This is a genomic window from Kosakonia arachidis, assembly GCF_900116535.1.
Taxonomy (GTDB): domain Bacteria; phylum Pseudomonadota; class Gammaproteobacteria; order Enterobacterales; family Enterobacteriaceae; genus Kosakonia; species Kosakonia arachidis.
In genome coordinates, this window is record NZ_FPAU01000003.1 from 444790 (window position 1) to 464082 (window position 19293).

The 19293-nt window shown below is 54.8% G+C and carries 19 protein-coding genes and 1 pseudogene; 9 read left to right on the forward strand and 11 right to left on the reverse strand.

Going from position 1 to position 19293, the window contains the following annotated elements; translation table 11 throughout:
* The first annotated feature begins 99 nt into the window (after window positions 1-99).
* From BM427_RS13770 to BM427_RS13780, 3 genes are read left to right on the forward strand one after another with little or no spacing between them, the layout of a single operon-like run.
* Window positions 100-567: a MarR family transcriptional regulator gene (locus BM427_RS13770; protein ID WP_090122348.1), complete on the forward strand. Its 468-nt coding sequence runs from the start codon at window positions 100-102 to the stop codon at window positions 565-567.
* A gap of 4 nt (window positions 568-571) precedes the next feature.
* On the forward strand, window positions 572-1639 hold the full coding sequence (locus tag BM427_RS13775; protein ID WP_090122350.1) for an HlyD family secretion protein: 1068 nt from the start codon (window positions 572-574) through the stop codon (window positions 1637-1639).
* On the forward strand, window positions 1629-2696 hold the full coding sequence (locus BM427_RS13780) for a DUF2955 domain-containing protein (RefSeq protein WP_090122352.1): 1068 nt from the start codon (window positions 1629-1631) through the stop codon (window positions 2694-2696). The genes BM427_RS13775 and BM427_RS13780 overlap by 11 nt, the downstream gene beginning before the upstream one ends.
* A gap of 6 nt (window positions 2697-2702) precedes the next feature.
* On the opposite strand, the gene BM427_RS13785 is transcribed toward BM427_RS13780, so the two are convergent.
* The 7 genes from BM427_RS13785 to BM427_RS13815 all read right to left on the reverse strand — a co-directional run bounded on the left by BM427_RS13785 (window position 2703) and on the right by BM427_RS13815 (window position 8677).
* A complete protein-coding gene (locus BM427_RS13785; protein ID WP_090122355.1) occupies window positions 2703-2939 on the reverse strand; it encodes a putative Se/S carrier protein in 237 nt (78 codons plus the stop codon).
* Window positions 2936-3703: a putative 2-hydroxyacyl-CoA dehydratase activator YjiL gene (yjiL, locus tag BM427_RS13790; RefSeq protein WP_090122357.1), complete on the reverse strand. Its 768-nt coding sequence runs from the start codon at window positions 3701-3703 to the stop codon at window positions 2936-2938. Before yjiL ends, BM427_RS13785 begins: the two co-directional genes overlap by 4 nt.
* 9 nt (window positions 3704-3712) lie before the next feature.
* Entirely contained in the window at window positions 3713-4864 is a 1152-nt protein-coding gene (locus tag BM427_RS13795; protein ID WP_090122359.1) for a double-cubane-cluster-containing anaerobic reductase, read from the reverse strand.
* Between the two features lie 86 nt (window positions 4865-4950).
* On the reverse strand, window positions 4951-6231 hold the full coding sequence (locus tag BM427_RS13800; protein ID WP_090122360.1) for a DUF445 domain-containing protein: 1281 nt from the start codon (window positions 6229-6231) through the stop codon (window positions 4951-4953).
* A gap of 40 nt (window positions 6232-6271) precedes the next feature.
* On the reverse strand, window positions 6272-6916 hold the full coding sequence (locus BM427_RS13805) for a LysE family translocator (protein ID WP_090122362.1): 645 nt from the start codon (window positions 6914-6916) through the stop codon (window positions 6272-6274).
* A gap of 49 nt (window positions 6917-6965) precedes the next feature.
* Window positions 6966-7736: an AraC family transcriptional regulator gene (locus tag BM427_RS13810; protein WP_090122363.1), complete on the reverse strand. Its 771-nt coding sequence runs from the start codon at window positions 7734-7736 to the stop codon at window positions 6966-6968.
* Between the two features lie 44 nt (window positions 7737-7780).
* Complete coding sequence (locus tag BM427_RS13815; protein WP_090122365.1) at window positions 7781-8677, reverse strand: LysR family transcriptional regulator; 897 nt, start codon at window positions 8675-8677, stop codon at window positions 7781-7783.
* Window positions 8678-9057: 380 nt separating this feature from the next.
* On the opposite strand from BM427_RS13815, the gene BM427_RS13820 reads away from it, so the two are divergent.
* The 3 genes from BM427_RS13820 to BM427_RS13830 are packed head-to-tail and all read left to right on the forward strand — an operon-like array spanning window position 9058 to window position 11329.
* Entirely contained in the window at window positions 9058-9741 is a 684-nt protein-coding gene (locus BM427_RS13820) for a nucleoside recognition domain-containing protein (protein WP_090122366.1), read from the forward strand.
* Window positions 9734-10201, forward strand: coding sequence for a YjiG family protein (locus tag BM427_RS13825; protein WP_090122367.1), 468 nt, complete (start codon window positions 9734-9736; stop codon window positions 10199-10201). Before BM427_RS13820 ends, BM427_RS13825 begins: the two co-directional genes overlap by 8 nt.
* A gap of 24 nt (window positions 10202-10225) precedes the next feature.
* Window positions 10226-11329 (forward strand): M20 peptidase aminoacylase family protein, encoded by a 1104-nt coding sequence (locus BM427_RS13830; RefSeq protein WP_090122369.1) that lies wholly within the window; start codon window positions 10226-10228, stop codon window positions 11327-11329.
* Between the two features lies 1 nt (window position 11330).
* Here the strand turns inward: BM427_RS13830 and BM427_RS13835 are convergent, their stop codons facing one another.
* Complete coding sequence (locus BM427_RS13835; RefSeq protein ID WP_090122370.1) at window positions 11331-11840, reverse strand: VOC family protein; 510 nt, start codon at window positions 11838-11840, stop codon at window positions 11331-11333.
* 197 nt (window positions 11841-12037) lie between these two features.
* Here BM427_RS13835 and BM427_RS13840 point away from each other — a divergent pair, with 197 nt between their 5' ends.
* Together BM427_RS13840 and BM427_RS13845 are read left to right on the forward strand one after the other, a co-directional pair.
* Window positions 12038-13408, forward strand: a complete 1371-nt coding sequence (locus BM427_RS13840) for an NAD-dependent succinate-semialdehyde dehydrogenase (RefSeq protein WP_090122371.1) — start codon at window positions 12038-12040, stop codon at window positions 13406-13408.
* 147 nt (window positions 13409-13555) lie between these two features.
* A pseudogene (locus BM427_RS13845) lies at window positions 13556-13651 on the forward strand (BrnA antitoxin family protein); the annotation flags it as partial.
* Window positions 13652-13731: 80 nt separating this feature from the next.
* On the opposite strand, the gene yjiA reads toward BM427_RS13845, so the two are convergent.
* From yjiA to BM427_RS13860, 3 genes are all read right to left on the reverse strand, one after another.
* Window positions 13732-14688: a GTPase gene (yjiA, locus tag BM427_RS13850; protein WP_090122373.1), complete on the reverse strand. Its 957-nt coding sequence runs from the start codon at window positions 14686-14688 to the stop codon at window positions 13732-13734.
* Between the two features lie 10 nt (window positions 14689-14698).
* On the reverse strand, window positions 14699-14902 hold the full coding sequence (locus BM427_RS13855) for a YbdD/YjiX family protein (protein WP_090122374.1): 204 nt from the start codon (window positions 14900-14902) through the stop codon (window positions 14699-14701).
* Between the two features lie 200 nt (window positions 14903-15102).
* Window positions 15103-17256 (reverse strand): carbon starvation CstA family protein, encoded by a 2154-nt coding sequence (locus BM427_RS13860; RefSeq protein WP_090122769.1) that lies wholly within the window; start codon window positions 17254-17256, stop codon window positions 15103-15105.
* A gap of 325 nt (window positions 17257-17581) precedes the next feature.
* Between BM427_RS13860 and tsr the strand changes: the two genes are divergently transcribed.
* Window positions 17582-19255, forward strand: a complete 1674-nt coding sequence (tsr, locus tag BM427_RS13865; protein WP_090122376.1) for a methyl-accepting chemotaxis protein — start codon at window positions 17582-17584, stop codon at window positions 19253-19255.
* Window positions 19256-19293 lie beyond the last annotated feature (38 nt).

Consider the following 19293-nt stretch of genomic DNA (forward strand, 5'->3'; position numbering starts at 1 on the left):
GTGCGCACTTTTCACAATCCATGCTATTCGATCTTCTGTTTCTTGATACTTACCGTGATAACTATTATCTTCCCCTGCCTGTGACTTAAGGGAACGTTTATGACCGAAGATGAGCTGTTTGCCCGCCGACCGCTGGGAATGCGGATGGCGATGGTGGTGCGTCAGTGGCGCGCGACCATCGATCATGCGCTGAGCGATACCGGTATCACTCAGGCGAGCTGGACGGTACTGATGCAGTTGCGCCAGTTGGGGGACAACGTTTCGGTCAGCGAGCTGGCGGAAGTGCACGGTATTGAGTTGCCGCCACTGATGCGCACCCTGACGCAACTGGAAAGCCAGGGGCTGCTTGTGCGTACGACATCGCCGTACGACAAACGCATTCGCCTGCTGACGCTCACCGCTGAGGGGCTACGCCTGCTGGAAAAGATCACGCAGGTGATTGAAATGTGTCAGGAGCGGGCGGCAGAAAATATCCCGCCTGCGCAGATGCTCGCTTTTAGCGACACCCTGAATCAAATCGCCTGTAACTTGCGCGCGATGCGCGAAGAAGATAATAAAACCGAATAAGAAAATGATGACGCCAGAACAAAAATTTGCCCGCTGGGTAAGGGTGAGTATTGCCTCTTTCCTGCTGATGTTTGTCTATTTTATCGTGGCGGATATCTGGATCCCGCTGACGCCGGATTCCACCGTTATGCGCGTAGTGACGCCGGTTTCTGCGCGCGTTTCTGGCTATGTCGCAAAGGTTCATGTGCAGAACAACAACCAGGTAAAAAAAGGCGATCTGTTGTTTGAACTGGATCCGACGCCGTTTGAAAACCAGGTCGAAGCGGCGGAAATTGCGCTGGAACAGGCGCGCCTCAGCAACCAGCAGCTGGATGCGCAAATCGTTGCCGCACAGGCCAGCCTGAAAACCGCACAGCTCACTGCGCAAAATGATCGCGTCACCTTTGAGCGCTACCAGAATCTTGGCGCGATGCACAATGTTTCCCAGTCCGATCTGGATAAAGCGCGCACCACCTGGCAGACCAGCGCGCAGTCGGTGAATAACATCAATGCCAACATTAATGCGTTAACCATTGAGCGCGGCGACCACAATGATGCGCGTAACGTGACGCTGCAAAAATACCGTAATGCGCTCCAACAGGCGCAACTGAACCTCGGCTGGACTCAGGTGCGCGCGGAAGTAGATGGCACTGTCAGTAACCTGCAATTAAGCCCCGGTTTTTACGCCGCCGCCGGTAGTGCTTCGCTGGCGCTGGTGCATGATAAAACCGATATTGTGGCGGATTTTCGCGAGAAGAGCCTGCGTCATACCCATGTCGGAACCGATGCCACAGTGGTTTTTGATGCGCTGCCAGGCCATGTATTTAAAGCGCATGTAGCCAGCAGCGACGCGGGGATCCTGGCGGGCCAGGAAGCGGTGAATGGCGAACTTTCCGCGCCGGAAACCTCAAACCGCTGGGTGCGTGATGCGCAACGGATGCGGATCCACATCGCGCTTGATGAACCATTGCCGAAGCCATTGCCGACCGGCGCGCGTGCAACGGTACAGTTGTATAACAGCGAAGGGGTCTTTGCGCGCTTCTTCTCCGGCCTGCAAATCCATCTGGTAAGTTTGTTGCACTATGTCTATTAACACGCTGGCGCGCGTATTTACGCCCCACGGTAATATCGTCTATACGCCGAATGATTTTCGCCAGACGCTGCGTATTGTCTTCGCCGGGATGATCGCTCTGAGCGTGTCGAGTTTTTACAACACGCAATATGGTGTGTTTTACGTGGTCTATCCGGTCATGTTGTTATCGCTGGTGCCGGTGTTTAACCGCCATGTCGCGAAGCAATTTATCTTTAGTGCGGTGCTGAACTGTATCGAAATGGTGTTCATCATCGGCTATTTGTCGCGCTGGCCAGTGATCATGACGCTGGTGGTTTTCGGGCTGTATGTCATGCGTTTTCGCTTTATGAGCAAAGGCGCGCTGTTTCTCTTCGGTTCGGCGGGGGTCGTGTGCCAGAGCACGATGCTCAACTTTATGAGCTATCCCACCAGCGACTGGCACACGCTGCTATTTTCCAATATTGAAGCCAGCGTGATGGCCGTGGCGCTGAGTGCGCTAATGAATTATCTTGTCCCGGATGTTGAACCGCGCACTCGTCCGCCGATGATTGAGAAAAGCGCCGCCCGTGTGCGCCATGAATCGCTGCTTTCCGGCACCGTGGCAACAATCATTTTTGTTGTTTTTCAGATCAGCGATTTAAGCGATTCGCTGTCGGCGCTGATGGCGGGCATCTTGATCCTGTTTCCAATGCATTATCGCGGTTCAGTGCTCAGTTCGTTGTGGCGCGTGGTGGGCGTTGCGATCTCCTGTCTCTATATTCTGCTGGTGCAACTGATTCTTTATAACCACAGTAGTCATATGCTGCTAATGATGCCGCTGATTGGTATTGGGCTGGCGTTCAGCGCCCGGTTGCATGTGATGGAAAAAGTCGGCGCGGGCGTGGGGTTCGCCAGCGTCACGACTATTGGCATTATGTTTGGTCAAAACCTCCATCCGGATACGGACCTGGTGTTCAGCGATCTCTACCGTATCGTGTCCGTCACCGTGTCGCTGGTAGCAACCTTAACCCTGGTCTGGCTGGTGCACCTTATTTTGAACCGCTTCGACGCAACACGGTTTGTGATTGAGGAGCAGTAAGGCGAATTACACCGCCGGCGTGAAACCCTCGCCCTCACAGCGATAAACCGCCTGCGTTACGCCGGGGATGATCCACTGATTTTCCTCACCGTCCTGACAGTGAAAACGGATGCACAATCCACATCCGCCGCGTAACTGCCGGGGAATATCCTGCACCCGGAAGGTCACGCCTGCGGCCAGCATCGCTTTGCGGGTTTGTAGCACACCGGGCGTATTGTGAAACAGCAGCAGATATTCGTTCATGACCGTTTTCCCTGCCGCTGGCCTATCAGCGCGGCGCCGAGTGCGCCTGCATACTGCGCATCATCATGGGTAAACACTTCGCTGTTCAGGTGCCCGGCCAGCATGCGGCGGAAGCTGGCGCAATGGCTGACACCGCCGGTGAACAGCAGCGGGCCTTGCGTGGAGAGACGCGCGACAAAATGTGCGCTGCGCCGTGCCATGGCGTTGATCACCCCGGCGAGTATCGCTTCCGGCGCGATGCCCGCCGATCGCAGGCTGATCACTTCCGATTCGGCAAACACCGTACACATGCTGGTGAGCGGATGCGGCTCCACGCCGTCGGTGATGATATCCAGTTGTTCCACCTGGGTGCCCAGCGTGCGTGAGATAACGTCCAGAAAACGGCCGGTACCGGCAGCGCATTTATCATTCATCAGAAAATCGGCGAGGTTTCCGCTCTCATCCAGGGCGATCACTTTGCTGTCCTGGCCGCCGATATCGATAACGGTGCGGGTATCCGATCGTAGCAGTCGCGCGCCGAGGCCGTGACAGGAGATTTCGGTAACCTGCTTATCAGCGAAATCCACCAGTTGCCGCCCGTAACCGGTCAGCGTCAAAAAAGGTTTTCCCGCTACACCGGCACGCAGTGTTTCCCAGGCCTCGATAATCGAATCAGCAGGGCGAAACGAGGTCTGGCAGAGAAAGCGCCGCACAATGCTGTCACCCTCCAGCAGAATGCCTTTCGTGGTGGTCGAGCCGGAATCAATGCCAATGGTCAGTGCCACAACCGCTCCTTACAGCATCTCAATAAACGCGGCGACGCGGGTACTGAGCTGCCCGATGTCAGATGTCGAGTAATCTGTCTCAATCGCCATATAAGGAATGTTGTGCTGCTGGCGTACGTGGCGTTTGATCGCCAGCGATTCGACCGCATAAGTGTGGCAGGCCTGCAAAATCACATCGATCACGCCATCGGCCTGGTACTCGTCCACCATCTGGCTGAGCAGCTTCAGGCGCTCGTCATTGGGGGAGATGCACGAGCAGCCAATCGCCAGGTATTTGTCGGTCAAGGCATCATAGACATCACCGCATTCGTCAACACAGCGTTCGGTCGCTTTCGCCCCGGTGCAGTTTTCGTAACCGACCACCCAGCCGCCATTCTCTTCAATGGCGCGTACCACTTTTTCCGCCGCACCGCCAATCGGGCAGCCGGTGATCAAAATACGCGGGCGGGCATCAAGGCGTTTACCGGCTTGCCAGTCAGCTCTGACCTGTTCGGCCATAGCGTTCAGTTCGTTAATCAGTACCTCTTTATCGAAGCGGAAGGTCGCGCCGTAAACCACTTTCAAAATATCAGCGCCGCTGAGCGCTGGAGGATTCAGTTGCCCGACACGGTAGAAGTTCGCCAGCGCCTGGCGTTCGCGGTTTTTCAGCGCGATGGCATCACGCAGCGCAGCTTCGCTAATGGGCTGACCAAAGCGTTGTTCGATAACCTGCTGTAGCCGCAAAATTTCCGCTTTCCATAGTGCGCGGGAAGCGGCATCCGCGGCGCTGTTCGGCAGTTGCATCACATGTACGGCTTTGAATTCTGCCATGTACTCGTACATTTTTTTCTTGCCGTCGCAGGTGGTTTCGCCCACCACCAGATCGGAAAAGTAAAAGTAGGGACATTTATCGGTTTTACCGAAGCCGTAGCTGCTTTTGATTAACGGGCAGAGGTTACGCGGCAGATCTTTTTCCGCTTCTTCAATGGTTTCATCGTTGGTGGAACAGAGCGAAACCACCACCGCACCGGCCGCCATAGCGATCTCTTGCGGCATAAACGTGCAGTAGGTGCCAACCAGTGGAATACCCTGTTCTTTCAGCTCCATCACGGTGAGAAAGCCTTTTTGGCGGGCGGCGGAGAATTGCTCGAAAACATCCGGGAGTGCGGTGATAAGCGACATGATTTTCCTTCCCCGTGACACGGGAGATGATAAAAAGATGCCGCATTATAGCCGTTATAAATGTGTGGTTTTGTTGATCGCGGGGCTCAAAAAGGAGAAAAGTGCAGCAGAGCAGGCAACTGTGACAGCAGATAAAGGATCAGGCCAATGCAGCCGCCAACCAGCGTGCCGTTGATGCGGATAAATTGCAGATCCTTACCAATATTCAGCTCTACCTGGTGTGACATATCCCGCGCGTCCCAGCTTTTTACCGTGTCGCTGATATGGCGTGTTAAAAAAGCGGCAAAATCAGGCGCGACGCGATACGCCGCCTGCTCCAGATGTTCATTCAGCGAGGCGCGCAGCGCAGCGTCCGCCAGCAGGGTTTCACCGAACCACTGTCCGGCATCGCTGATACGCTTTTTCATGCGCGAGTCAGCGGACTGCATATCCGCTTTCATCCAGCCACGCAGATCTGCCCACATCTCGCCGACATAGCGGTTAAAGGCTTCGTCATTCTTCATATATTCTTTGATGTTGTCTGCACGCTCGGCGATTTCCGGATCGGTTTTCAGATTGGCGATCAGCTTGATGGTTGCGCGATCAAAGGCCTGGCGGATCTGATGCGCGCGATCTTCGTTAATATCATCCAACAGCGAATTTACTGCCTCGGAGACCAGATCCGCACTCTGCTCGCCGAGCCATTCCGTTGGCAGCAGCTTTGCTTTCACCGGGTGATCCGTCTCCAGCCAGTGCACCACCTGGCGGGCAATAAAGGTACGGGTGCTCTCCCGTTGCAGCAGGGCGATAAGCTGGGCGATTAAGGTATCGAGCAGCTTCTGGTGTCGATTGTTGCGCGTCAGGCTCTCCAGCATGATGGCGCTGGTTTCGGTTAAATCGACTTTATCGATAGCTTTATGCACCGCGCGGCGCAGCAGGCGCTGAATGCGTGAGTCATCGGCCATTTCCAGAAAACCGCTCATGACCTGCAACAGATGCTGGCCGACGCGCTGCGCATTTTCCGGCTGGCTAAACCAGACACCGATCATCTGCGCCGGTTGATGGCGCTGGATCAGCGCCACCAGCGATTTCGTATCGAGAAACTTCTCCTGCACGAACTGGCCAAGATTGTCGCCGATCCGATCTTTATTGCGCGGGATAATTGCCGTATGGCGGGAAATAAACGGCAACGGTACGCGATGAAACAGTGCCACCACTGCAAACCAGTCCGCCAGCGCACCAACCATTGCCGCTTCAGCAATGGCTTTGATCCCGCTCACCCAGAAACCCGGTGGCAGGAACAGCGTAGTGATAAACGTTGCGGCTGCAACCAGCAACAGCGAGAGCGCCAGACGTTTGGCGCGCTTAAGTTCGGCTAATTTTTCCATGACTTAAGCATATAACCCAACGACAGATTCATGCAAAAGGTTAAATCGCAAGCAGATAGCGGAGTAATCCAGCAAGGATCCACACCCCAAACACCATCAGTACTACGCCAGCGCTACGTTCTATCCAGTAGATGCTGCGGCTCAGACGTTGCTGCACGATGGGTAGGCCAATCAAGGTGACCAGCGCCAGATCCCACAACAGCACCACCAGTACCATCCAGATACCGCTTACCGATTGCTGAAGCAGGGTTACCTCCGGCCCCAGCAGCGCGGTCATTAGTGCAAGATAAAACAGCGCATTTTTCGGGTTCAGCAAAGCGGAACCGAGGCCAAGCAGGCACTGTTTTCGCCATGACGGGCACTGTTGCTGCGCGTGTGTGATGGCCAGCGTTTGCGGGCGGCTACGCAGTAAATGGGTACCGATCCACAACAAATAGCACGCACCGATCAGTTCGATGGTGGTGAACAGCGGTGCAAACTGGCGCACGGCGCTGGAGCCTATAATCACCAGCACAATATAAAGTGCATTGCCGATGGCGATACCAATACATAACCCGGCGCTGCCACGCAGGCGGTAACGAATGGCCAAGCCGATCAGCAGGAAGAAATCCGGACCAGGGCTGAGCAGCGCAACAAAATGTGCCAACGCCAGCGCGGGAAAAGTAGAGGGAAACAGCGATTCCATAGTGACCTCAACGGGAAAAAACAGCGGTCACCGTAGCGCAGAGGACGCGCTATTTATTGTCGGATATTGATCGGGCGTACTGGCGCGGTGTGGCGGCGGTATAGTTCACAAAGGTGCGGTGAAAGTGGCTCTGATCGGCAAAACCGCTCTGGTAGCTGACGTCGGCCAGCGCTTCTCCGGCGCGCAGGCGGCTTTTGGCAAATTCCACGCGGGCAATATTAAGAAAACTGCCGGGCGTCAGGCCGGTGTCCTGCTTAAAGGCGCGGATCAGCGTTTCTTTGCGCAGCGAAAAACCGTACGCCAGCGCATCCAGCGTTGGCGGCGATTGTAGGTTATCGGTTAACGCCGCCTGCAATTGCTGGCTCAGCGGACGCAGTGTGGAAGGAAGGTTGCCGTTGCCGGGTAGCGCGTTCAGCAAATGATCTATTGCAGCCGGTAACTCCCGCGCGTTACCGTGCTCAATAAGTGTCACAATTTGCTGATACTGGTGGAAGAGTTGCGGGTTGCGGATCACCTGCAATGTTGGTTCAGGCTGCGGGCAGGTTTCCTGGGCCAGATAAAGCATATGGTAACTGCGTGCTTGCCCGGCAAGCGGATTGCAACTGTGCGGCGTTAAGGCCGGAATGACAATCAGATCGCCCGCTTGCAGCAGATATTCCTGTTGATGGCAGACGCAGCAGGTTTGTCCGTCGAGTATCGCGCCAATCGACAGTTCCGGATGGCTGTGGCGTTTATAAGCCTGCTGGCTGCGCCATGTGCTGCGCAACTCAACGCCGGGCAGACGGCGAAACGTTTGTTGAATATCGCGGATGATCGGCATAGCAGCCCCGGTTAGTGATGTGATTGCTGGTATATCACAGGCGGCTATTTGTCGCTAAACGCATTGCGCAACAACTGCCACATATGGTGGGCCGCCGGGGTGAAGCGGCGGTCGGAGTTACGTAGCATATGGCACTGCGCGCTGCTGGCAATAGGATGATCGAGCGGCACGGCAACCAGAGACCCATGGCGAATAGGATCGGCGGCGGCATAAGCGGTCATAAACGAAATACCCAGCCCGGCCTGGCTCAAGCCCATGGCGGTGGAAAACTGGTTGCAGCGGTACGCCGGGTGAAACTGCAACCCCTGGCTCTTAAACATCGCATTCATATGACGTTGCAGGCCGAAGTTTTCCGTCAGCGCGATCAGCGGGTAATCTGCCAGCTCTTCAATGGTGATACTGCTGCGCCCGGCGATCGGATGCTGCGGTAACACGACCGCGCAAATCGGCCCCCACTGGAAGCTGTGACGTTTGAGTTCCGGTGTGCCGATCGGACCGAATGCCAGCGCCATATCGGCTTCGCCACTGACAATGTCATTGAGCATCTCCTGCATACTACCCACCACGATATCGACAAACACCTGCGGATAAGACTGGGCGAATTCACACATCACGCCTTCGATAAAGGCGGTGATAAGCCCGCCGCCAATGCGAACCGAAATCGTGCCGCCGCGCATATGACGCAGATCTTTTAGCTGGCTTTCCAGTTTCTCCCGCCGCTGGCGGCTGGCGAAATAGTCCTCGGCCAGCAGTCGGCCGGCTTCCGTCAGTACCACGTTTCGCCCGCGCCTCTCCAGCAATGGTAGCTGGAGCGAGCGTTCCAGTTGGGCTATTTGACGGCTGATCACCGACGGATTAACGCCGAGGATATCCGCCGCGCGGCGAATGCCGCCCTGGATGCCCACTTCATACAGATAGCCGACCGGTTTGTCCTGAAACATGCGCCGTTTCCTCTCTCAACTGTTGACCTGAAAGCAACAATAACATTCATTTGCGGGCATTTATCGTGCCGGTTTAATAGAGATAATCAAATTAATGCTTACTTTATTCTGCCGGGAGGAAATGAAAGACAGCGCCTATAGTATTGCACCAGAACGGTGCCCCAAAGCGGTGAGAGATTATTTTATTGGGGTGGCACCAGGGCTTAATTAAATAATTTTTCGCGAACTTTGCTTTTTATTCTCTGTATTTTTGTGGAGGGGTTTTTTATTGCCTAAAAAAACGCAATGACAGCTATTTATTTTATCTTCTCGTCATTCAGGCACGGATCCTGCTTATTCATACACTATGGTCATCTAATTTATATTTAAAGAGAGATGTTATGAGCGAATCTAAAATGCTGGAGCCACCGGCAAAAGAAGAGGCAAACGAGTGGAAAGTGGGGCTGGGTGCCTGGATCTCGTTGATCATTGTGCTGCTGGTTTTTTCCGGTTTCTTTTTCAAAGTGGACGGGATGGCGTGGCTGGGTGCTTTCGACTTCACCACGCTGGGCGGTAGTTTTGGCACCATGAAGTCGCCGGAAACCAGCACCTTTATCGGCAGCGGCGGCATCAGCGCCAAAGCGGGTTTCCTGTTCGCACTCTCGCTGGTGCCAACGGTCATGTTGGCGCTGGGGCTGCTGGAAATTTTCACCCACTACGGCGCGATCCGCGCGGCGCATAAGTTGCTGACGCCGCTGCTGAAACCGCTGCTTGGCATTCCAGGTTATACCGGGCTGGCGTTGATCACCGACCTGCAAAGTACCGATGCCGGTGCGGCGCTCACCAAGGAGCTATACGACAGCGGAAAAATTGCCCGTAAGGATGTGGTGATTATGGGCGCGTGGCAATATTCCGGTGCCGGATTAATTAATAATTACTTCTCGATTGGATCGGCGATGTTTGCCTCATTAACCATTCCGATCATTATTCCACTGGTCTTAATGTTTGTCCTGAAATTCGTTGGCGCTGCCGTGGTTCGCCTGACATTAAATACTGTCTATAAGAGAGATTTCGACCATGAGTAATACCGCCAAAGTCTCCGGAAACCCGTTTGATATTTTCGTTGTCGGCGCACGTAAAGGTTTTAATATCGCCATTAATAACCTGATGCCGAATGTCGTCATGGCCTATGTGATTGCTGAAATGCTCAATTTACTGGGCGTGATGCAGATTATTGGTCATCTCTTCGCACCGCTAATGGGGGTGTTCGGCCTGCCAGGCGAAGCCGTTACCGTGCTGCTCACCGCCTGGCTCTCCTCTTCCGCAGGAACCGGCGTCGCTATTAGCTTGCTGAGTAAAGGCCAGCTTGATGTCGGGCAGATTACCATTCTCGCCCCGGCCATCTTTTTAATGGGGTCGCAACTACAGTATATGGGCCGCCTGTTGGGTGTGGCCGATGTCCCGAAAAAGTACTGGCCGTTACTGATGGCCGTCAGCATTCTTAACGCGATTATTTCTATGCTGGTCATGCGCGTTATTGCCTGAGTAAAGAATACCAAGGAGTAAGACGTGTCACGCACATTAGAACACTTTAGTTACCTGCATCAGATCCCGGAGCTGGGCTTCGAAGAGTACAAAACTTCCGCCTATATCGCAGGCGTACTGGAGGCGGCGGGTTATCAGGTCACGCGGCAGGTGAATAACACCACCGGCATAGTGGCCTTGCTGGACAGCGGCAAGCCTGGTCCGGTGCTGGCGTTGCGCGCCGATATGGACGCGCTGGGACATATCATCAATGGCGAGCATGTTGCGCGCCACACGTGCGGCCACGATGGTCACTCTTCCGTGGTGCTGACTACCGCCCAGGAAGTGATGGCGGAAGGTGTGGTGAAAAAGGGCAAGCTGAAATTTATCTTCCAGCCGGCCGAAGAACTGGGTACCGGAGCGATTGCCCTCACCGAGGGCGGGGTGCTGGATGATGTCGACATGCTGCTCGGCTTCCACCTGCGCCCGCTGGAAGAGTGCCCGATGGGGCAGGCTGTTCCGGCGATGTACTACTCGGCATCCGCCACTGTTGAAGTGATGTTCCACGGTAAAGCTGCCCATGCCGCGCGCCCGCATTTGGGAGTGAACGCGCTGGATGCTGCATCGCACGCGGTGCAGGCGGTGAACGGCATTCACCTTGCGCCGTCGCTGACCTGGAGTGCGAAAGCCACGCGTTTTCTCTGCGATGCCGGGGTGACGAACTCCATTCCCGATAACGCGCAGGTGTGCTGGGATCTGCGTGCTGCGCAGAACGAATCTATGGATACGCTCAAACAGCAGGTGCTGCGCGCTATCGAAAGCAGCGCTGCGGCATATGGTGCACGGGCTGAGATCCGTATTCTGAAAGAGATGCCTGCCGCCATCATTGATGATGAGGCAACGGAAGTGGTTTCCCGCGCTATTCGCAGCGTGTTTGGTGACGCTGGATTGACGGAACCGAAATCAACGCCAGGCAGTGAAGATTTCTTCCACTACCTGCGCCTGCGTCCGCAGGTGAAAGGCGGTTTCTGGGGGCTGGGCGCCAACCTGATGCCGGGACTCCATCACCCGGAAATGCACTTTGACCGCGAAGCATTGGCACTCGGCGTGAAAGTGTTTAAAGCCTGCGTACAGGACGTGCTGGGCTGAGTTACGGCTTCCAGCGGCGCACTGGCGTTTCTCGCTCATAGGGCATCGGCGAGGGCCTGGAGATAAACTCGACGATGCTGCCCCATGGCGTGCGGCCGTAGCAATACACATTACCTTCGCCTTTTTCGGTGGCAAAACTCAGCGGCTGTGGCGCGGTAAACACTTCGCCGCCCGCCGCGCGAAAACGCTGTAACGCGCTTTCAATATCGTCGCTGTAAACCGCAAAGTGCTGTAGGCCAAAATCATTGGCCCGCTGCGCTTCCCGCTGTGAGGGTCCCTGCATTTCAAACAGCTCAATGCCGGGGCCATGCGCGAGTTTCAACATCCTCACCGCTTTCACCATCGTACCCGGCACCAGGACTAACGTCCTCTGCTGCGTGTCGTTATCTTCCGGCGAAACGGACTGATAAATCAGTTCGGCGCCCAGCGCCTGGGTGAGAAATTGCGTGGCTTCTTCGATATCCGGAACGGTAATACCACTATGATCGATCCCGCGAACGGTCTGCTGCATGCTGCGTCCTGTGAGTTCATCACATAAGCATAGCGTAACGCGTATCCGCCAAAATCAGCACTATAACCTGCCTGTTAATCATCATCTTTACTTATCTTTATCCTGTTTATTCTTATAAGACGTCATGTATCAACTAGGCTTAAGACTTGTGCCAGCGTTTAAGACTTAATGAATGACGATACAAGGAGACATGAAATATGGCTTATAAAACAGTGAATCCTTTTAACAATCAGCTTATTAAAGAGTACGCGAACCACAGTGATGCCGAGATTGAAGTGGCACTGACAAAAGCGGATGCGCTGTATCACTCTTCGTGGTCGAAAGGTGATATCGAGCAGCGGCTTACGGTGTTGCACAAACTGGCCGATCTGATTGACAACCAGCAGGAAGCGTTGGCAAAAATCGCCAGTCGTGAGATGGGGAAACTGATTGCGCAAAGCCGCAGTGAAGTACAGCTCTGTGCGCAGATCGCCCGTTATTATGCCGATAACGCGAAAACCTTCCTGGCACCGGTGAAATACCCGTCTGAACTCGGTGAAGCGTGGGTTGAGCACCATCCGATTGGTGTGATCATGGCCGTTGAGCCGTGGAATTTCCCCTATTACCAGTTGATGCGCGTGCTGGCGCCAAATTTGGCCGCCGGTAACCCGGTTCTCTGTAAACATGCCAGTATTGTCCCGCAGTGCGCGGAAGCTTTTGCCCATCTGGTGCGGGAAGCGGGCGCGCCGGAAGGGGCGTGGACCAATCTGTTTATCTCTTCCGATGAGGTATCAGCCATTATTGCCGATCCGCGCGTGCAGGGCGCGGCGCTGACAGGTTCGGAAAAAGCCGGTAGCGCGGTAGCGGCGCAGGCGGCGAAACACATCAAAAAATCGACGTTGGAACTGGGCGGGAATGACGTGTTTATCGTGCTGGATGACGCCCATCTGGATAAGGCGGTGGAAATTGGTGTACAGGCGCGCCTGGCGAATGCGGGTCAGGTTTGTACGGCCGCTAAACGCTTTATTATCCATCAGGATATTGCCGATCAATTCCTGCGCAAATTCACGGATGCTTTCCGCCAGGTGAAACTGGGCGATCCGCTGGATGAAAGCACCACGCTTGGCCCGCTTTCGTCGAAAGAAGCGCTGGATATGCTAAGCCAGCAGGTGAGCGAGGCGGTACAAAAAGGGGCGAAACTGCATCTTGGCGGTAAGCCTGCCAAAAGCGAAGGTAACTTCTTTGAACCGACCATTTTGACCCATATCACGCGTGATAATCCGGCTTACTTTGAAGAATTCTTTGGCCCGGTGGCGCAAGTGTATGTGGTGAATAACGATGATGAAGCCGTTCGTCTGGCCAATGATTCGCATTATGGCCTCGGTGGGGCGATCTTCAGCCGCAATATCACGCGCGCGAAACAGATGGCTTCCCGTATTGAAACCGGGATGGTGTGGATCAACTGGCTGACCGATACTGCTGCAGAATTGCCGTTCGGTGGCGTGAAACGCTCCGGCTTTGGCCGCGAACTCTCTGATTTAGGCATTAAAGAGTTTGTGAACCAGAAACTGGTGGTAGTGCGGCAGTAATAGAGCATTTCACCTCTCCAAAATGGAGAGGTGAAAAACAGACGCATAAGGATGTGAAGCTTACAATCTCTGGTTTCTGCTCATCGATTCCTCTACTACCCACCTACTTATCATGGCGGATAAAGGGAGCGTTAAGCGTTATGAGCATGGTTAAAACGACCAGGCAAAAGGTATAGGACCAGGCTTAATGCCGTTTTACGCGAGGTAATGATGCGCGATTTGCAGAACAAGACGTATGGATAATTGCCGGGTGTCGCTTCGCTTATCCGGTCCGGGTCCGGCTCTGCAAGCCCCTGGCCGGATAAGGCGTTTCGTCCATCAGGCTATTTCTTTAAGCCCATAAAAGCTTCGCGGATCTCGTCTTCCGGCAGTTGCACGCCAATAAACACCAGCGTGCTGTGCGGGGTTTCATCGCCCCACGGGCGATCCCAGTCGGCGCTGTAGAGGCGCTGCACGCCCTGGAACAGCAGGCGGTTTGGCTCGCCATCGATCCACAGCATCCCTTTATAACGCAACAGCTTTTCGGCAAAGCTCAGCAGCAGGCTCTCCATCACGCGTGACACCTCGCTGATGTCCACCGGGTAATCAAGTTCCACCACAATTGAGCTAATGTCGTTCTGCTTGTCGGCCATAAAGTGGAAGCGCGGTTTAGCGGCGACCACGTTCTCTTCCAGCATAAATCCGTTGGTATTAAACAGGTTCGCCAGCGCAATATCACCGTGAGTAACGGTGTAAATCGGCGCGCGGGCGTTAATACGGCGCAGGCGTTCGCGCAGCGCTTCGCTCTCGCCAGCCACGTCGGTTTTGCTCAGCAGAATGCGGTCAGCATAGCCAATCTGCGATTGTGCCAGCGTAAACTGGTTCATCTGCTCATCGGCGTGGACGGCATCGACCAGCGCGATCACCCCGTCGAGCAGATAGCGCTGGCAGAGGATCTCATGGGCGAAAAAGGTCTGAATAATCGGACCAGGATCCGCCATGCCGGTGCACTCGATCACCAGCCGGTCAAAGGCGATATCACCGCGATCAAGGCTGTCGAGCAGATCCAACAACGCATCTTCCAGTTCGTTGGATCGGCTACAGCAGATACAGCCGTTCGTCAGGGTTTTGATCTGTGTCGCGCGATCGCCAATTAATTGATCATCAACGGAGACTTCACCGAATTCGTTTTCGATGACGGCGATTTTGTAGCCGTGCTGTTCATTGAGGATATGGCGTAAGAGGGTAGTTTTGCCTGCGCCGAGGAAACCGGTCAAGAGTGTGACTGCAATTGGGGTCATAACATCTCCTTTAGCAACAGCGGACACCGCCGTTGCCGTCACCGCCATAACGCGCTTGCTGGCGTTCGCGGAAGAACTCTTCGTAAGTCATGTACGGTTTGTCGGGATGGTTGGTCTTCATATGGTCAACATAGTTGTCATAATCTGGAATACCAATCAGCATCTTTGCCGCCTGGCCGAGGTACTTTTTAGCTTCGCCTAAATTACCAAACATTATTCTTCCCGGATATATGTGGTGCCCGGAGATGCAGGCTCATTTACTTGCCATTTTGAACCCGCACAGTGCTTGCATCCTCATGTACTACATGTACGTTCCGGTTGCTGCACGTTGTCCGGGTCCAAACTGGCGGCGCCAATGACGCCTGCGGAACCCATGTAACCGCCGGATAAGCGTAGCGCCATCCGGCATCAGGTTTAATGGTGTGAGGAGGTTTTCACGCCGCCTTCCGGCACCGGAACATATGGTGTCTCTTTGTCGGTACGCACTTTATTGTTACGTACGTTCAGCCAGGTTTTGATGCCGTAAAAGATGATGCTGTAAACCACGACCAGGAACAGGATACTCAAACCCGCGTTGGTGTAGTTGTTCACCACGATATGGTTCATGTTGGCAATCTGTTGCGCAGTCAGGTCACTGCCGCCCGCGGCAATCTTCTCTTTGTACTGGTTAGCCATATACAAGAAGCCTTCCAGTTGCGGGTTGGTGCTGAACAGTTTCAGACCCAGCGCCCAGGTCGTGCACAGCAGCAGCCATATAGCCGGAACCACGGTCACCCAGATGTATTTAGTGCGTTGCATTTTCACCAGCACCACTGTGCCCAGCATCAGCGCCACTGCGGCCAGCATCTGGTTAGAGATACCGAACAGCGGCCACAAGCTTTTCACGCCGCCCAGCGGATCGACCACGCCCTGATACAGCAGGTAACCCCACAGACCAACGCAGCCTGCCGTACCGACAATGCCGGCTACCAGCGAATCGGTTTTCTTCAGGAACGGCACGAAGTTGCCCAGCAGATCCTGCAACATAAAGCGACCTGCACGCGTACCTGCATCCAGTGCGGTAAGGATAAACAGCGCTTCAAACAGAATACCGAAGTGGTACCAGAAGCCCATGTCCGCCATCGGAATGATTTTATGGAACACGTGAGCAATACCGACTGCCAGCGTGGGCGCGCCACCCGCGCGGTTAAGTACTGACGGTTCGCCGATATCTTTTGCCGTTTGTAGCACTTGCTCAGGCGAGATAACAAAGCCCCAGGAGCTGACGGTGGCCGCCGCGTGCGCAGTCACATCTTTCAACTGCGCCAGAATCATCGGCGCGTTTCCACCGCCCAACTCATGCAGGTTCGGCATGGTGATGCCCAGACCCGCTGGCGGGGTGTTCATCGCAAAGTAGAGACCCGGTTCGATAATCGATGCTGCGACCAGCGCCATTACCGCAACGAAGGATTCCATCAGCATGGCGCCATAACCGATAAGGCGCGCGTCAGTTTCGTTGGCCAGCAGTTTCGGTGTTGTCCCCGAAGCGATCAGCGCATGGAAGCCAGACACGGCGCCACAGGCGATGGTGATAAACAGGAACGGGAACAACGCACCTTTCCACAGCGGGCCGGTACCATCAATGTATTGCGTCACCGCAGGCATTTTCAGTTCCGGGTTGAGGATCACGATGCCCAGCGCCAGACCAACGATCACGCCGATTTTCAGGAAGGTCGCCAGATAGTCACGCGGCGCGAGGATCAGCCAGACCGGCAGCAGTGCGGAAACAAAGGCGTAACCAACCAGCGCGAAAGTGATGGTGGTGTCTTTGAAGGTCAGCGCCGGGCCCCAGTACGGGTCGTGGGCGATCACGCCGCCAAACCAGATGCAAGCCACCAGCAGTACAATACCGATCACCGACACTTCACCCACGCGGCCAGGGCGCAGGAAGCGCATGTAGATCCCCATAAACAGGGCAATTGGCACGGTAGAGCAAACGGTGAACACACCCCACGGGCTTTCCGCCAGTGCTTTCACCACGATCAGCGCCAGCACCGCGAGGATGATGATCATAATCAGGAAACAGCCGAACAGCGCGATGGTGCCCGGCACGCGGCCCATCTCCTCTTTTACCATCTCGCCGAGAGAGGCGCCGTTACGACGGGAGGAGATAAACAACACCATGAAATCCTGTACTGCACCGGCGAGCACTACACCTGCCAGCAGCCACAATGTGCCGGGCAGGTAGCCCATTTGCGCGGCCAGCACCGGGCCGACCAACGGGCCAGCGCCCGCGATGGCGGCAAAGTGGTGACCAAACAGCACGTAGCGGTTGGTCGGCACATAGTTAAGGCCGTCGTTATTGATCACCGCCGGGGTTGCGCGGGTCGGATCGAGTTTCATCACCTTTTGCGCGATGTAAAGGCTGTAGTAGCGGTAAGCCACCAGATAGACGGAGACGGATGCAACAACGATCCACAGAGCACTAACGTGCTCACCCCGACGTAAGGCAACAACAGAGAGACAGAAAGCACCGATAATCCCGAGAATCACCCAGGGTATGTGCTTGAAGAGCTTTTTAGTATCCATATCAGACCTGGTTTTTTGCAGAATGAGTGAACTGGACTTGAAGTAGTGTTTTGGCTGAATGCTGGCAGTGATCATGACAAATTACATGCGCAAAGCGGTGATGATTTGGCTCAGTGGTCAGAAACGATTGCTGAGCGGTAAAGGGGGGCGGTGAGCGGTTTCAGCGGCGCGTAAGTGTCAGAAAATATGTGATTTTGATCACGCATGGGAAAATGGTTGCCTGTCTTTTATTCGGTAAAAAGCGAACAAAAATAGCACGATAAACCATAAAGTTTTCCTTCTGTAGGCCGAAAACCTAACGTCTGTCTATAGGGAAAGAGAAAACATGTTAACTCGCATCAAACTTGTCACCAGTTTATTGCTGGTACTGGGATTATTTGGCCTTTTACAACTCACTTCTGGCGGCTTGTTCTTTAACGCGCTGAAACACGACAAAGAAAACTTCACCGTCCTGAAAACCATTCGCCAGCAACAGTCCACGTTGAACACGAGCTGGGTTGCGTTGCTGCAAACCCGTAATACCCTTAACCGCGCCGGGATCCGCTACATGATGGATCAGAACAATATTGGCAGCGGCGCAACGGTGTCTGATCTGATGCAGATTGCCAGCACTTCTCTGAAACAGGCGGAAGCAGGCTGGAATGCTTACCAGGCGCTGCCGCGCGATCCGCGCCAGAGCGAGGAGGCTGCGGCAGAGATTAAACGTAACTACGATATCTACCACAATGCGCTGGCGGAGCTGATCCAGTTGTTGAGCGCAGGCAAAATTAATGCCTTCTTTGATCAACCGACCCAGCGCTATCAGGACGGTTTTGAGAAGCAGTACCTCAATTATTTGCAGCAGAACGATCATCTGTATGACACGGCGGTCAGCGATAGCGAAAGCTCTTACGACTCAGCTACCTGGATCATTATTACGGTGCTGATCGTGGTGCTTCTGGTGATCATCGGCGTCTGGGCCGGGATCAAACAAGCGCTGATCGGGCCGTTGAACCACCTGATCGACAACATTCGCCATATTGCTGGCGGCGATCTGGTGCAGCGCATTGATGTCCACGGTTCTAATGAGATGGGTGTACTGGCTGACAGTCTGCGTCATATGCAGAGTGAACTGGTGCGTACTGTCAGCGATGTGCGTAATGGTGCTAATGCGATTTATAGCGGAGCCAGTGAAATTGCGATGGGGAATAACGACCTTTCCTCCCGTACCGAGCAGCAGGCCTCTTCGCTGGAAGAGACGGCTGCCAGCATGGAAGAGCTGACGGCAACGGTAAAACAGAACGCCGATAATGCCCGTCAGGCGAGCCACCTGGCGCTGAGTGCGTCCGAAACCGCGCAGAAAGGCGGCAAAGTGGTGGATAATGTTGTGCAGACGATGCGTGATATTACCGCCAGTTCGCAGAAAATTGCTGACATCATCGGGGTAATCGACGGTATTGCCTTCCAGACTAATATCCTGGCGCTGAATGCCGCCGTTGAAGCTGCGCGTGCAGGTGAGCAGGGACGGGGCTTTGCAGTGGTGGCGGGCGAAGTTCGCAACCTGGCGCAGCGCAGCGCCCAGGCCGCTCGTGAAATCAAAAGCCTGATTGAAGGCTCCGTTGGTCGCGTTGAGCTGGGTTCTACGCTGGTGGAGAGCGCCGGGGAAACCATGGGGGAAATCGTAAATGCGGTGACCCGCGTAACCGACATTATGGGGGAAATTGCTTCTGCCTCTGATGAGCAGAGCCGTGGTATCGACCAGGTGGGGCTGGCGGTTTCCGAGATGGATCGAGTGACACAGCAGAACGCCTCGCTGGTGGAAGAATCCGCTGCTGCTGCGGCGGCGCTGGAAGAGCAAGCCAGCGGTCTGACGCAGGCGGTTTCCGTATTCCGTATTAGTCAGCAGCAGCGCAAGCCGAATAGCGCGACGCCAGCCAGTTTTACCAGGGCTGCTCCGGCAACCGCGCAGCCGCGTAAAGCGACAGCGACCGATGCCGGTGACAACTGGGAAACTTTCTAACGGTTATTTGCGCCCTGTCAGGCAGGGCGCGTTTTCCC